At 72.0% G+C, this 13,295-nt stretch carries 12 protein-coding genes; 6 read left to right on the forward strand and 6 right to left on the reverse strand.

Going from position 1 to position 13,295, the window contains the following annotated elements; all coding sequences use genetic code 11:
- Positions 1 to 5 precede the first annotated feature (5 nt).
- The 3 genes from ACWGJ5_RS09865 to ACWGJ5_RS09875 are packed head-to-tail and all read left to right on the forward strand — an operon-like array spanning position 6 to position 3,105.
- On the forward strand, positions 6 to 1,199 hold the full coding sequence (locus ACWGJ5_RS09865; protein WP_453309548.1) for a sensor histidine kinase: 1,194 nt from the start codon (positions 6 to 8) through the stop codon (positions 1,197 to 1,199).
- A complete protein-coding gene (locus ACWGJ5_RS09870) occupies positions 1,196 to 1,861 on the forward strand; it encodes a response regulator (protein WP_453309227.1) in 666 nt (221 codons plus the stop codon). Before ACWGJ5_RS09865 ends, ACWGJ5_RS09870 begins: the two co-directional genes overlap by 4 nt.
- Positions 1,858 to 3,105, forward strand: a complete 1,248-nt coding sequence (locus tag ACWGJ5_RS09875) for a sialidase family protein (protein ID WP_453309228.1) — start codon at positions 1,858 to 1,860, stop codon at positions 3,103 to 3,105. Before ACWGJ5_RS09870 ends, ACWGJ5_RS09875 begins: the two co-directional genes overlap by 4 nt.
- 11 nt (positions 3,106 to 3,116) lie before the next feature.
- On the opposite strand, the gene ACWGJ5_RS09880 is transcribed toward ACWGJ5_RS09875, so the two are convergent.
- From ACWGJ5_RS09880 to ACWGJ5_RS09900, 5 genes are read right to left on the reverse strand one after another with little or no spacing between them, the layout of a single operon-like run.
- Positions 3,117 to 4,043 carry a dihydrodipicolinate synthase family protein gene (locus tag ACWGJ5_RS09880; protein WP_453309229.1) on the reverse strand — a complete coding sequence of 309 codons (927 nt, stop codon included), beginning with the start codon at positions 4,041 to 4,043 and terminating at the stop codon, positions 3,117 to 3,119.
- Between the two features lies 1 nt (position 4,044).
- On the reverse strand, positions 4,045 to 5,049 hold the full coding sequence (locus tag ACWGJ5_RS09885; protein WP_453309230.1) for an oligopeptide/dipeptide ABC transporter ATP-binding protein: 1,005 nt from the start codon (positions 5,047 to 5,049) through the stop codon (positions 4,045 to 4,047).
- On the reverse strand, positions 5,046 to 7,004 hold the full coding sequence (locus ACWGJ5_RS09890) for a dipeptide/oligopeptide/nickel ABC transporter permease/ATP-binding protein (protein ID WP_453309231.1): 1,959 nt from the start codon (positions 7,002 to 7,004) through the stop codon (positions 5,046 to 5,048). Before ACWGJ5_RS09890 ends, ACWGJ5_RS09885 begins: the two co-directional genes overlap by 4 nt.
- Complete coding sequence (locus tag ACWGJ5_RS09895; protein ID WP_453309232.1) at positions 7,004 to 7,960, reverse strand: ABC transporter permease; 957 nt, start codon at positions 7,958 to 7,960, stop codon at positions 7,004 to 7,006. Before ACWGJ5_RS09895 ends, ACWGJ5_RS09890 begins: the two co-directional genes overlap by 1 nt.
- 4 nt (positions 7,961 to 7,964) lie before the next feature.
- Positions 7,965 to 9,599, reverse strand: a complete 1,635-nt coding sequence (locus tag ACWGJ5_RS09900; RefSeq protein ID WP_453309233.1) for an ABC transporter substrate-binding protein — start codon at positions 9,597 to 9,599, stop codon at positions 7,965 to 7,967.
- 454 nt (positions 9,600 to 10,053) lie between these two features.
- Between ACWGJ5_RS09900 and ACWGJ5_RS09905 the strand changes: the two genes are divergently transcribed.
- Positions 10,054 to 10,242, forward strand: coding sequence for a hypothetical protein (locus tag ACWGJ5_RS09905; RefSeq protein ID WP_453309234.1), 189 nt, complete (start codon positions 10,054 to 10,056; stop codon positions 10,240 to 10,242).
- Here ACWGJ5_RS09905 and ACWGJ5_RS09910 read toward each other — a convergent pair.
- Positions 10,239 to 11,573: an AMP-binding protein gene (locus tag ACWGJ5_RS09910; protein WP_453309235.1), complete on the reverse strand. Its 1,335-nt coding sequence runs from the start codon at positions 11,571 to 11,573 to the stop codon at positions 10,239 to 10,241. The two genes, ACWGJ5_RS09905 and ACWGJ5_RS09910, sit on opposite strands and share 4 nt — an antisense overlap.
- Positions 11,574 to 11,648: 75 nt before the next feature.
- On the opposite strand from ACWGJ5_RS09910, the gene recO reads away from it, so the two are divergent.
- Both recO and ACWGJ5_RS09920 read left to right on the forward strand, forming a co-directional pair.
- Positions 11,649 to 12,395 (forward strand): DNA repair protein RecO, encoded by a 747-nt coding sequence (gene recO, locus ACWGJ5_RS09915; RefSeq protein WP_228620341.1) that lies wholly within the window; start codon positions 11,649 to 11,651, stop codon positions 12,393 to 12,395.
- Between the two features lie 41 nt (positions 12,396 to 12,436).
- Positions 12,437 to 13,285, forward strand: coding sequence for an isoprenyl transferase (locus tag ACWGJ5_RS09920; protein WP_453309236.1), 849 nt, complete (start codon positions 12,437 to 12,439; stop codon positions 13,283 to 13,285).
- Positions 13,286 to 13,295: the final 10 nt, after the last annotated feature.

The raw sequence follows: 13,295 nt of genomic DNA on the forward strand, positions 1-13,295 counted from the left end.
ACCCCGTGCAGGCAACGATCACCGCGTCCCGGCCCGGCCGGACCCTCGCGTCCCTGGATCCCCTCCGGCAGGACGCGCTCCTGGCCGCCGCGCTCGCCGCGCTCGCCTCCGGCATCGCCGTCACCGTCGGCAGCGGCCGGCATCCGGGCGCGCTCGGCTGGGCCCTGCTGCTCGGCCTGCACGTACCGCTGGCCTGGCGCCGGCGGGCCCCGCTCACCGTGCTGGCCGTCATGATCACGCTGATCGCGGCCTACCACCAGCTGGACTACAACCACTCGGCGCCCACCGCCGCCTCGATGGTCGTCCTCTACACGGTGGCGGTGAGCAGCGGCCCCCGGCGCACGGCCGTCATCGGCGGTGCCGTCGTCGTGCTGATGCTGCTGCTGAAGATCGACGACGGCTTGGCCGGGCTCACGGTGAGCTTCCAGATCACCGGCTGGGTGGTGTCCATGCTGGTCCTCGGCGGCTACATCCGCGTCCACCGCGAGAACGCCGCCGCCGCCGTGGAACGCGCCGAACGCGCCGAGCGCACCCGCGAGGAGGAGGCCCGGCGCCGGGTCGCCGAGGAACGCCTGCGCATCGCCCGCGACCTGCACGACCTGCTCGCCCACACCATCACCCTCATCGGCGTGCAGACCTCGGTCGCCGCACACGTGCTGGAGGCCGACCCCGAGCGCCTGGACCGCACGGCCGTCGCGAAGGCCCTCGACGACATCGCCGGGACCTGCCGCACGGCCCGGGGTGAACTCCGTACGACCCTCGAGGTGCTGCGCGACCCCGGCACCCCGGACACCGCCCGCGGCCCGCTGCCCGGCCTCGAGGGCCTCGCCGAACTCGCGAAGTCGGCGGCCGCAAGGGTGGAGCTGACCGTGCCGGCCGACGAGGTGCCGCCGGCCGTCGGCGCCGCCGCCTACCGGATCGTGCAGGAGGCGCTCACCAACGCGGTACGGCACGGCGGCCGCACCGACCTGACCGTGCGCGTGGGCGTGTACGAGGAGCAGGGCGGCCTGCGCGTCCAGGTCACCGACGACGGGGTGGGCGGCGCCGGTGACGGTCCGCCCGGCTTCGGGCTCGTCGGGATGCGGGAACGGGCCCGCAGCGTCGGCGGCACGGTCGACGCCGGGCCGCGCGCCGACGGCCGGGGCTTCGAGGTGAGCGCCGTACTGCCGCTGGGGGAGAGCGCGGGGGACCAGAGATGATCCGGGTACTGCTCGCCGACGACCAGACCCTGGTGCGGGCCGCGTTCGCGATGCTCGTGGAGTCGGCGCCGGACATGGAGGTCGTCGGGCAGGCCGGCACCGGCCGCGAGGCCGTCGACCTCGCCCGCGCCGAGCGCGCCGACGTCGTGCTGATGGACATCCGCATGCCCGGTCTGGACGGCATCGAGGCGACCCGGCTGATCGCCGCCGACGAGGACCTCGCCGGGGTCAGGGTCCTGGTGCTCACCACCTACGACACCGACGAGCACGTGGTGGAGGCACTGCGGGCCGGTGCCTCCGGATTCCTGGTCAAGGACACCCGTCCGGCCGACCTCCTCGACGCGATCCGCACGGTCGCGGCGGGCGAGGCGCTGCTCTCACCGGGGCCCACGGCACGCCTGATCGAGCGGTTCCTGCGCAGCCCGTCCGCCCCCGTCACGGGCGGCCCCGAGTGCCTGTCGGACCGGGAACGGGAGGTGCTGACCCTGGTCGCGCGCGGCCTCAACAACGCCGAGATCGCCGAGGCGTTGGGGCTGAGCCCGCTCACCGCCAAGACCCACGTCAGCCGGATCATGGGCAAGCTCGGCGCCCGGGACCGCGCCCAGCTGGTGATCGTCGGCTACGAGTCGGGGCTGGTGATTCCTGGCAGCATGGGCGGGTGACACCGAAGAGCCGCACCCTGCTCACCGCCCTCGCGCTCCTCACCTCGCTCACCTCCTGCCTCGCCACGACGGCCTCCGCCCGGGCGACCCCCATGACCGGCGGGGCGGCCCGGGAGACACCCGCCCGCGCCAGGTCCGCACACGCCCGCCACGGGCAAGCCGGTCCCGGCTGCGTCTCGTCGGTGCCGTACGTCTCCGGTCGGGGCGGCTACGCCGCCTACCGCATCCCCGCGGTCGTGGAGACCCGGTACGGCTCCGTGCTGGCCTTCGCCGAGGGGCGGCGGGACGGCTTCGGCGACAGCGGTGACATCGATGTCGTCCTGCGCCGCTCCACCGACGGCGGCTGCACCTGGGGCCCGCTGACGGTCGTGGCCGCCGGAGACGGGGACACCCGCGGCAACCCGGCGCCGGTGGTGGACCCGCGCACCGGAGCCGTCGTCCTGGTCACCTGCGCCAACAGCGGGAGGGCGACGGAGGAACAGATCCAGCGAGGTGAGGCGGACCGCCGGGTGTTCGTGCAGCGCAGCTGGGACGACGGCCGGCACTTCACACTCCCGGCGGACATCACGGCCCAGGTGAAGCGGCCCGGCTGGCGCTGGTACGCCACCGGTCCCGGCCACGCCGTCGCCCTCACCCGGGGCCCGTACGCCGGCCGCCTGCTCGTCCCCGCCAACCACTCCGTCGCCCCGCCCGACGGTTCCTCCGGTCCCGGATACCGGTACGACGGCGGGCACGCGCTCTACAGCGACGACGGCGGCCGCACCTGGCACCTCGGCTTCGTGACCGACACCCGCGACGGCGTGACCAACGTCAACGAGACGACCGCCGCCCAACTCTCCGACGGCAGGCTCTACTTCAACGCCCGCGACCAGTACGGCACCGCCCCCGGCAACCGCCTGGACACCTACTCCGGCGACGGCGGCACCACCCTCGACCGCCCCTACGCCGTCCAGGCCACCCTGAACGACGTCCCGGTCGTCCAGGGCAGCCTCCTCCAACTCTTCGGCCGGAAAGCCCCGTTGCTGTTCTCCGGCCCCTCCGAACCGACCGCCCGCCGCGCCCTGGCGATCTGGTCCAGCACGGACTGCGGCCACACCTTCACCAGGCTGCTCACCCTCTCGGACCGCCCGGCCGCCTACTCCGACCTGGTTCAGCTCGGCCACGACACGATCGGCGTCCTGTACGAGACGGGCACCACCCACAGCTACGACACCCTGGAGTTCCGCAGACTGACCCTGAGCTGAGCCGGAAGGGACTACAGCAACCCCGCCGCCGCCAGGAACTTGCCGACCCTCTCGGCCTCCTCGCCCGACAGCGGAACCTGCGGCTCCGCCGTGACCGGGCAGTCGATGACGCCCCGCAGATGCAGCGCGGCCTTGAACGCGCCCAGCGCCGACGAGCTGCCGCCCATCCGCACCGGATCCCCGACCGTGACCATCCCGAACAGTGCGCACAGCCGTTCCTGCTCCACCCGCGCCCCCTCCCAGTCACCGGCGCGGCACATCCGGTACAGCCGGACGTACCCGTGCGGGTCGACGTTGGCCAGCCCCGGCACGGCCCCGTCGGCACCCAGCGCCAGCGCGGAGTCCACGATCAGCTCCGAGCCGGTCAGCACGCTGAACCCGGGGTGCGCGCGGGAGCCGGTGACGATCTCGCGGAAGGCGGCCAGGTCCCCGCTGGAGTCCTTGATCCCGGCCAGCACCCGGTCGGCGGCGAGACCCAGCACCACGTCGGCGGGGAGCTTGGTGTGCACGGCGACGGGGATGTCGTAGGCGATGACCGGCACCGTGGAGGCGGCGGCGATCCGGCGGTAGTGGTGGACGATCTCGGAGCGGTGGGTACGGGCGTAGAACGGGGCGGTGACGACGACGGCCTGCGCGCCCGCCGCCGTCACGGCCGTGACATGGTCCAGGACGCGCGGCGTGGTCATGTCGATGGCGCCGGCGAGGACCGGCACCTGACCGCCCACATGGGCCACCACCGCCTCCACCACCTGTCTGCGCTGCCGGTCGGTCAGGAACGCGGCCTCGGACGTGGACCCGAGCAGGAACAGCCCGTGCACCCCGCCCTCCACCAGGTGGTCGACCAGCCTGAGCAGCGAGCGGACGTCCACCTCGCGCTCCGGTGTCAGGGGCGTGCAGACGGGCGGGACGACACCGGTGAGCGGGGTGGGGAAAGGCATGTCAGGGCTCCTGGCGTGCTAGGTCGCGGGTCGATTCCTCCTCCTCGACAGGATGGTGGCACCGGTAGCGGTGTCCGGGCCGTGACGCGGCCGAGAAGTCCGGCATCGCCTCGGCACACAACCCGTCCGCCTTCCAGCAGCGGGTGCGGAACGGGCAGCCGCTGGGCGGCCGGGTCGCCGAGGGCACCGGACCGGTCAGCGGGATCGGGTCGATGGGGTCCAGCAGGCCGGGCGTGGCCGAGAACAGGGCGCGGGTGTAGGGGTGCCGGGCGGCGTCGGTGACCCGGCCGGACGGGGTCTCCTCCACGATCCGGCCCAGGTACATGGTGATCACCCGGTCGCTCATCCGCCGTACCGTCTGGATGTCGTGCGAGACGAACACCAGGGCCAGACCGAGTCGTTCCCGCAGGTCCAGCAGGAGGTTCAGGATCTGTGCGCGCACCGACACGTCCAGGGCGCTGGTCGGCTCGTCGGCGACCACCAGCGCCGGGTCCAGGGCGAGCGCGCGGGCGATGGCGACGCGCTGCCGCTGCCCGCCGGAGAGCTGCCCGGGCAGCGCGTCGGCCAGCGCCCGGGGCAGCCCGACCAGGGCCATCAACTCCCGTACCCGATCCTCCCGTTCGGCCCTGGTCCCACGATCGTGGACGTCCAGCGGGTCGCGCAGGATCCGCCGTACGGTCAGCCGCCGGTTGAGCGCGGTCGACGGGTCCTGGAAGACCATCCCGACGCCCGCGCCGACCGTGGCCCGGCGCTCGGCGGGCGGCATCGTCCACAGGTCCCGGCCCCGGAACGCCACCGTGCCCGACACCGGCCGCTGGATGCCCACCAGCACCCGCGCCAGCGTCGACTTCCCGCACCCCGACTCGCCGACCACGCCCACCGTCTCCCCGGCGGCCACGGAGAGGTCGGCGCCGGTCAGGGCGTACACCCGGTCACGGCGCAGCAGCCCGCCGCTGCGGGCCCTGTGCACGACATGGGCGTCCCGGACGTCGACGACGGCGTTCACCGGAGAGCCTCCTCGACGGGTACGGCCGGATGGTGGCAGGCGGCCGTGTGGGTGCCCGTACCGGCCAGGACGGGCGCCTGGGCGTGGCACACCTCGCTCGCCAGCGGGCAGCGGTCGGCGAAGCGGCAGCCCGCCGGGAAGTCGGCCGGGGCCGGTACGACCCCCTTGATCTGCGTCATCCGTTCCTCGGCCGACTCCAGCGAGAGCACGCTGCCGAGCAGTCCGCGCGTGTAGTGGTGGGCCGGCGCCGCCACCAGGTCGGCGGTCACCCCGCTCTCCACGATCTGCCCGCCGTACATCACCACCACCCGGTCGGTGACGTCGGCGACCAGCGCCAGGTCGTGCGAGACCAGGATCAGTGCGAACCCCAGCTCCTCGCGCAGCCGCAGCAGCAGCTCCATCACCTGGGCCTGCACGGTGACGTCCAGGGCGGTCGTCGGCTCGTCGGCGACGATCAGCCGCGGCTCACGGGAGAGCGCCATGGCGATGAGCACGCGCTGGCGCTGCCCGCCGGACAGCTCGTGCGGATAGCTGCGCAGGGTGCGCTCGGGGTCCAGGCCGACCAGCTCCATGAGCTCGCGCGGACTGCGCCGGCCGCCGCGCCGGACGAGCTGTTTCAGCTGCGCGCGGATGGTCATCGCCGGATTCAGCGAGGACAGGGCGTCCTGGTAGACCATCGCCATCTCGTGCCCGAGCAGCCGCCGCCTGGCCCGCATCGGCTCGGCGAGCAGGTCCCGCTGCCGGAACCGCACCTGGCCGCCGATGCGCGCGTCCCTCGGCTGCAGCCCCATGACGGTGAGCGCGGTCAGCGACTTCCCGCAGCCCGACTCGCCGACCAGACCGAGCACTTCACCGGGGTGCACCTCGAAGCCGACTCCTGCGACGATGTCCACGCCCCGGTGCCGGTCCGGGAAGCCGATGGTGAGGTTCTCCACGGCGAGCACCGGCTGCCCGCTCCGGTCGGGCAGCGGCCGGGCCCGGGACCGCAGCCGCCGCGCGGCCTCGGTCAGTCCGGGCAGTTGGAGCACCTCACCGGGCTCCGCCTTCTCCAGCCGGTCCTCGGCGGCTTCCGTTTCGCGGGCGGCCGGTGCCGCCCACGCGTCGGACACGCCCTCGGAGAGGATGTTCAGCGACAGCACGGTCAGCAGGATCAGCAGCCCGGGGAAGACGGTCGCCCACCAGCCGCCGGTCAGCACCATGTTCTTGCCGTCGGCGATGACACTGCCCCAGGACGGGTCCGGGGGCCGCACCCCGGCGCCGATGAAGGACAGCGACGCCTCGAACACGATCGCCTCGGCGACCTGGACCGTGCAGAACACCAGCACCGGGGCGGCGCAGTTCACGGCCACGTGCCGGGCCACGATGTGGGGCGTACGGGCGCCGATCACCCGTTCCGCGGTGACGTAGTCCTCGCCGTACTGGTCGAGGACGTTGGCGCGCACCACCCGCGCCACCGGCGGTGTGAACAGGAAGGCGATGGCGCAGATCAGCACGCCGATCCCCCCGCCGAAGACCGCGACCAGCACGGCCGCGAGCGCGATCCCCGGGAACGCCATCACCACGTCCAGGCAGCGCATCAGCGTCTCGTCGACCGCCTTGCGGGAGGTGGCGGCCACCGCCCCGATGACGGCCCCCACGACCAGCGCGAGCGCCGTCGCTCCCAGCCCGATCGCCAGCGACCACCGGGCGCCGTACATCAGCCGGCTCAGGATGTCCCGGCCGAGGCTGTCCTGCCCGAGCCAGTGCGCGGCGGACGGGTGCCCGCTGCCACCGGCCGGGTTCTGCTGGTCCAGCGGATCGTCGGGGGCGAGCAGCGGGGCGAGTACCGCGACGAGGACGACGAGGACCAGGAAACAGACGGCGGCCTTCGACAGCAGCGGCAGCCGGCGCCAGCCCCGCAGCCGCACGCCACCGGGCCGGGAGAGCCGCTCGGCAAGACTCGCGCGCGTGACCATCAGCCTGCCCTCAGACGTGGGTTGACCAGCAGATACAGGATGTCGATGACGAGATTGACGACGACGAACCCGGTGGCGGTCGTCAGCACCACCCCCTGCACGACCGCCGGATCGCCGTTCTGCACGGCGTCGATCATCAGCTTGCCCATGCCGGGCAGCGAGAAGATCGTCTCGATGACGACGGCTCCGCCGAGGAGGTAACCGACCCGCAGTCCGAGCACGGTCAGCGGATTGACCAGGGCGTTGCGCAGGACGTTCCGCCCGACGACGACCCGCGGCGGCAGCCCGCTCCCGATCGCGGTCCGCACATAGTCCTTGTCCAGTTCCTCCACCACCGACGTCCGCACGATCCTCGTCAGCTGGGCGGCGACCGGCAGGGACAGGGCGAAGGCGGGCAGCGCCATGGTCTTCAGCCAGCCCGTGACCGAGTCGGCCGGGTTGATGTAGCCGCCGGTCGGGAACCAGCCCCGGTCCACCGCCAGGTACTGGATCATCAGCAGCGCCAGCCAGAAGCCGGGCGCGGCCACCCCGACCAGCGAGACCACCCGGATGACCTGGTCCGGGATCCGGTCCCGGTACACGGCCGCCGTGACGCCACCCGTCAGCGCCAGCACCACCGCGAGGCCGAGGCCGAGGAAGGTCAGCTGGAGGGTGAGCGGCAGCGCGGTGGTGACCTGGTCGACCACCGGTGCCCGGGTCAGGGCGCTGGTGCCGAGGTCGCCGTGGAGCAGATCGCCGACGAAGTGGACGTACCGGACGGGGAGCGGATCGAGCAGGCCGTTCCGTTCGCGGAAGTCGTGCAGCTGTTGCGGGGTCGGGTTGGCGCCCTGGAAGAACGCGGACGCGGGATCGACGTCCGAGAACCGCATCACCAGGAACACGAACAGCACGATCCCCAGCATCAGCGGCACGAGCAGTGCGATACGGCGGAGCAGGATCCGTACGACAGCCGTCATACCGTCAGACCCACGTGGCCTGGAGGAGATTGATGCCGGGGTAGGGCTGCGCCCTTATGCCCGTGAGCTTCCGGGGGTCCCAGGCGGTCATCAGCTCGTTGTGGACGACCGGGTACAGCACGGCCTGCTCGGCGACGACGTCGATGTAGTCCTGGATGATCGCCTTCTTCCTGTCCGGATCCGGCTCCCGGGTCGCCCGGTCCATGTCCTTGAAGAGCTGCTTGGCGACGGGGTCGCCCCCCCACCGGGTGTACCCCATCCACAGGTTCTGCGGCCCGTAGTTGTAGTGCATGATCAGGTCGGCGTCGAGCCCGAACTGATTGGGATTGGAAGCCGCGGCGACGACCTGGTAGTCCTGCTTCTGGTCCATCTTGGTGAACACGGCCGTGGTCTCCTGCGGCGCCAGCGTCGTCTCCACGCCGATCGCGTCCCAGGAGGACTTGATGGTCGGCAGACAGTCCACGATCCAACTGACGTTCACGGCCAGGATGTTGACTTTGAGGTTGCCGACCCCGGCGGCTCGCAGCAGGGCCTTCGCCTTCTCGGGGTCGTAGCCGTACACGGTCCTGGCCCGCCGGTAGGCGGGGTTGCCCTCGTTCAGGAACGAGGAGGCGGGCTTCCCGTGCCCCTTGAGGGCGACCTGAACCATCTTCTCGGTGTCGATGGCGTAGTGCAGTGCCTGCCGCACCCGCACGTCGTCGAAGGGCTTGTGCTGGGTGTTGAACATCAGGAACAGGTTGTTCATCCCGGCGCCGCCGGCGACCTTGAGCCCGCCCTGCTCCAGCCGCGCGATGTTGGCGTACGGGATGTTGTCGGCGATCTGCGCCCCGGCGTCGGCACCGGAGATCTTCGCGACGCGGGGAGCGGCATCGACGATGGTCAGCCAGTTCATCCGCTTGAAGGCGGGCGGGCGGGGCCCGTTGTAGCCGGCGTACGCCTCGAAGGTGGTGTTGGACTTCGGATGGTGCGCGGTCTGCCGGTACGGCCCCGAGCCGACGGCCAGCCCCTTGATGGCGTCGTCCCAGGCACCGGGCCTGGAGAAGACGTGCTTCGGCATGATCTTGGCGAGGGTGAGCCGGGAAAGCCCGTCGGGGAAGGGGAACTTGAGCACGAGCTCGACGGTGCGCGAGTCGACTTTGCGGGCGCCGCTCAGCCAGCTCACGAAGAAACCCTTGGCGAGGGTCTGGGTCTTCGGGTCGAGGATCCGGTCGAAGACGAACACGACGTCGTCGGCGGTGACGGGCTTGCCGTCGTGGAAGGTCGCGCCCGAGCGGAGGGTGAACCGCCAGGTGGTGGCGTTGGCGTCCTTGGGTACCTCGGTGGCGAGTGCCGGATACGGCACCCGGGTGATCGGATCGGTGTCCAGCAGCCCCTCGTAGACATGGTTGTTGGCGGCCATGCAGAACGCCGACGCCGTCTGCGTCGGATCCCAGCTGCCGTCGTTGCCGTAGCCGATCACGGCGGTCAGCGTCCGGTCCTTGCCGCTGCCGCCGCTTCCGGTGTCGTTCGTGGACTCCGGTCCGGCGGAGCAGCCCGCCAGTACGGGTGGCAGAACTGCGGCCGCGCCCAGCGCACCCGTGTACTTCAGGAACGACCGGCGGCGCGGTGCCGGTACGTCGGGGTTCACGTCGTCGCGCACGGGTCCTCCAGCAAGTCGTCGGGGGGAGGGAGGGGAGGAGGGGTGGGAGATACGACGTCCTACGTCCTACGTCCGGTCGGTAGCGCGACCATAGGAGGGGGCGTGGGGGCGGTCAAGACGGCGCACACGAATGGGCTAGCCGCCAGAGGTCGGCACCAATGGCGACGCGGCGGGCGGTTTGTCCGCTGTCTGGCGAGAACCGTTGACCATGGGCAACTCCCTCGACCCGAACCGCAGTTGCAGGGTGCAGGCTCCGGCCGAATGTAGTGGCAGAGAGTCACCCATGGTGTGCGAAGAGTGAAAACCGGCAAGAGAGGGAGCGGATGGCCGGAACCGAAGAGGCGGAGGAGACCTTGAAGGAATTGCGGTCGGCTCTCGAACGGCGGCTTGCGAGGGCCGTGGCGGCGGGGTTCTCGCGGTGAGGCCCCCCGCGTTCCCGGTCGGCAGCCATGTCATGGACACCCGTACCGGGCGGGTCGGGATCGTCATGGGGGACGTGGGCCCGTACCTTCAGCTCAGACCTTACGGCGGAGGCAGGGAGTGGGACGCCGACCCCGGAGCCGTGCGGCCCGCCACCGCCGCCGAGCGGCTGAGGGCGGCGACCGACTGCGCCGACGCCCGCAGCCGTGGGGAGGTGCCCTAGCCGGCCACGATCAGGTTGCCCTCGGGGGTCAGGCGGGCCAGGTCTCCGGTGCGGTGGAAGCCGTCGGCGGTGAAGGCTCGGGCGTCGAGGTCGCGGGAGCGGTAGTAGCCGCGCACGGTGTACGGGCCTCGGACGAGGAGTTCGCCGGTCCCGCCCTCGGGGGCGTCGATGCGGATCTCGTCGGCAGGGGAGAGCGGACGGCCCTGGGTGGTGAGGACCACCTCCCGCGAGTCGTCCGGGCGGGTGGCGGTGAGCAGCCCCTCCGCCCTGCCGTGCACCCGCTGGAGCCGGCAGCCGAAACCGGGCTCGATCCGGGCGGCGAGGGCCTGGTCGAGGTGGGCACCGCCGATCTGCGTCACCCGCAGCGAGTCCAGGTCGGCCTTGGCGTCGTCCAGGGCGTCCAGCCAGAGGGCGGCGGTGCCGGGCGACAGCGAGGTGACGGTCACCCGTTCCTGTTCGATCGCGCGGAAGGCCGTGGCCGGCGCCGGGTCGTCGAGCAGGACCACGGTGCCGCCCACCGCCAGCGTGCCGAGGATGCCGGGGCAGCCGAGGGTGAGGGCGAAGTCCGCGGGCGGCGCCGCCAGATAGACGTCCTCGGGGCCGAGGGCGAGCGGTCCGGCGGCGGCGCGGAGCTGGCAGGCGTAGTCGTCGTGGGTGCGGGCGACGAGCTTCGGCGGTGTCGTCGTATCGCCCGACGGGAGGAGGAACGCCACGTCGGAGGCGTCCAGGCTGCGGTCCGGCAGGGGTGCCTCGTCCACCGTGTGCAGCGGGAAGGCGAGGGCCCCGCCCGGCAGCATCGAGAAGCCGCCCCGCTGCTCGCTGGGCGGAGCGAGGGTGAAGATGCGGCGCAGCGACGTCGAGCGGGCGGAGATCCGGGCGGCCATCGCCGCGTGGTCGACGCCGTGGTGCACGGTCGGGCCGACGTAACCGACGGCCTCGGTCGCGGCGACCAGGTGGGCGATCTCCGTCTCCCGGTGGGCCGGCGGCGAGAGCACGGGGATCGCCCCGGCCCGCATCAGCGCGAACACCGTGACGACGAACTCCGGGGTGTTCGGCAGCTGCACCACGACCCGCTTGCCGGGCTCGATGCCGCGCAGCCGCAGACCGGCGGCCATCCGGCTCACCCGGCGGTCCAGCCGGAAGTACGTCAGCCGGGTCGTGCCGTGCACGAGCGCGGTGCGCGGGCCGTGCTCGTGCGCCGTGTCGTGCAGCAGCTCGGGCAGGGGGCGGCCCTGCCAGTAGCCGGCGCGGCGGTAGGCGAGGGCGGTGTCCTCGGGCCAGGGAGTGAAGCCGTCGAGCGGCACGGGCTGCACCTTCTTCCACTTTTTCACGTCGCGTTAGCTGCCTGCCTTCAACATATTGTTTAAGGGTCCCTGCGGGGGAGCGCTTGGGCGAGAATGGTGCCCATGAGTCTGTTCCGCGACGACGGCATCGTGCTGCGCACCCAGAAGCTGGGCGAGGCGGACCGGATCATCACGCTGCTCACGCGCGGTCACGGGCGGGTGCGGGCCGTGGCCCGGGGCGTGCGGCGGACCAAGTCGAAGTTCGGGGCCCGGCTGGAGCCCTTCTCCCATGTCGACGTGCAGTTCTTCGCGCGCGGGAGCGAACTGGTCGGGCGGGGGCTGCCCCTGTGCACGCAGAGTGAGACCATCGCGCCGTATGGTGGCGGGATCGTCACCGACTACGCGCGGTACACCGCCGGGACGGCGATGCTGGAGACCGCCGAGCGGTTCACCGACCACGAGGGGGAGCCCGCGGTGCAGCAGTATCTGCTGCTCGTCGGCGCCCTGCGGACGCTGGCCCGGGGCGAGCACGCACCCCACCTCGTCCTCGACGCCTTCCTGCTCCGCTCCCTCGCAGTCAACGGGTACGCCCCGAGTTTCAGCGACTGCGCGAAGTGCGGGATGCCCGGTCCCAACCGGTTCTTCTCCGTGGCCTCCGGCGGTTCCGTCTGCGCCGACTGCCGGGTGCCCGGCAGTGTCGTACCGTCGCCGCAGACCCTGCTACTCCTCGGGGCGCTGCTTACGGGAGACTGGGAGACGGCGGACGCGTGCGAGGCGCGGTACGTCCGGGAGGGCAGCGGGCTGGTGTCCGCCTACCTGCACTGGCATCTGGAGCGCGGGCTGCGTTCGCTCAGGTACGTCGAGAAGTAACGCTCAGGTACGTCGAGAAGCAAGAGGGAGACGAGAAGCACATGGTCGTACGCGGGATCCTGGGGCGCCAGCGGCGCGAGTACAAGGCGCCGGAGCCGCACCCGTCCGGCGCCCGCGCGCCCAAGCTCCCCGGCGAGCTGGTCCCGAACCACGTGGCCATCGTCATGGACGGCAACGGGCGGTGGGCCAAGGAGCGCGGGCTGCCCAGGACCGAGGGGCACAAGGTCGGGGCCGAGCGGGTGCTGGACGTGCTCCAGGGCTCGATCGAGATCGGTGTGCGCAACATCTCCCTCTACGCCTTCTCCACCGAGAACTGGAAGCGTTCCCCCGACGAGGTCCGCTTCCTGATGAACTTCAACCGCGACTTCATCCGCAAGACGCGGGACCAGCTCGACGAGCTCGGGATCCGGGTGCGCTGGGTGGGCCGTATGCCCAGGCTGTGGAAGTCGGTCGCCAAGGAACTGCAGGTCGCCCAGGAGCAGACCAAGGGCAACGATCTCCTCACCCTGTACTTCTGCATGAACTACGGCGGGCGCGCCGAACTCGCCGACGCGGCGAAGGCGCTGGCCGAGGACGTCGCGGCGGGGCGGCTTGACCCGTCGAAGGTCAGCGAGAAGACCATCCAGAAGTACCTGTACTACCCCGACATGCCGGACGTGGACCTCTTCCTGCGGCCCAGCGGGGAGCAGCGCACCTCCAACTACCTGCTCTGGCAGAGCGCGTACGCCGAGATGGTCTTCCAGGACGTGCTGTGGCCCGACTTCGACCGCCGCGACCTGTGGCGGGCCTGCGTCGAATTCGCCTCCCGCGACCGGCGGTTCGGCGGTGCCGTGCCGAACGAGGAACTCCTCGCCATGGAGGAGGCCATGAGGGGCGAGTCCACCTCGTAGCCACCGGCGG

It is taken from the genome of Streptomyces sp. NPDC054783, from assembly GCF_053611725.1.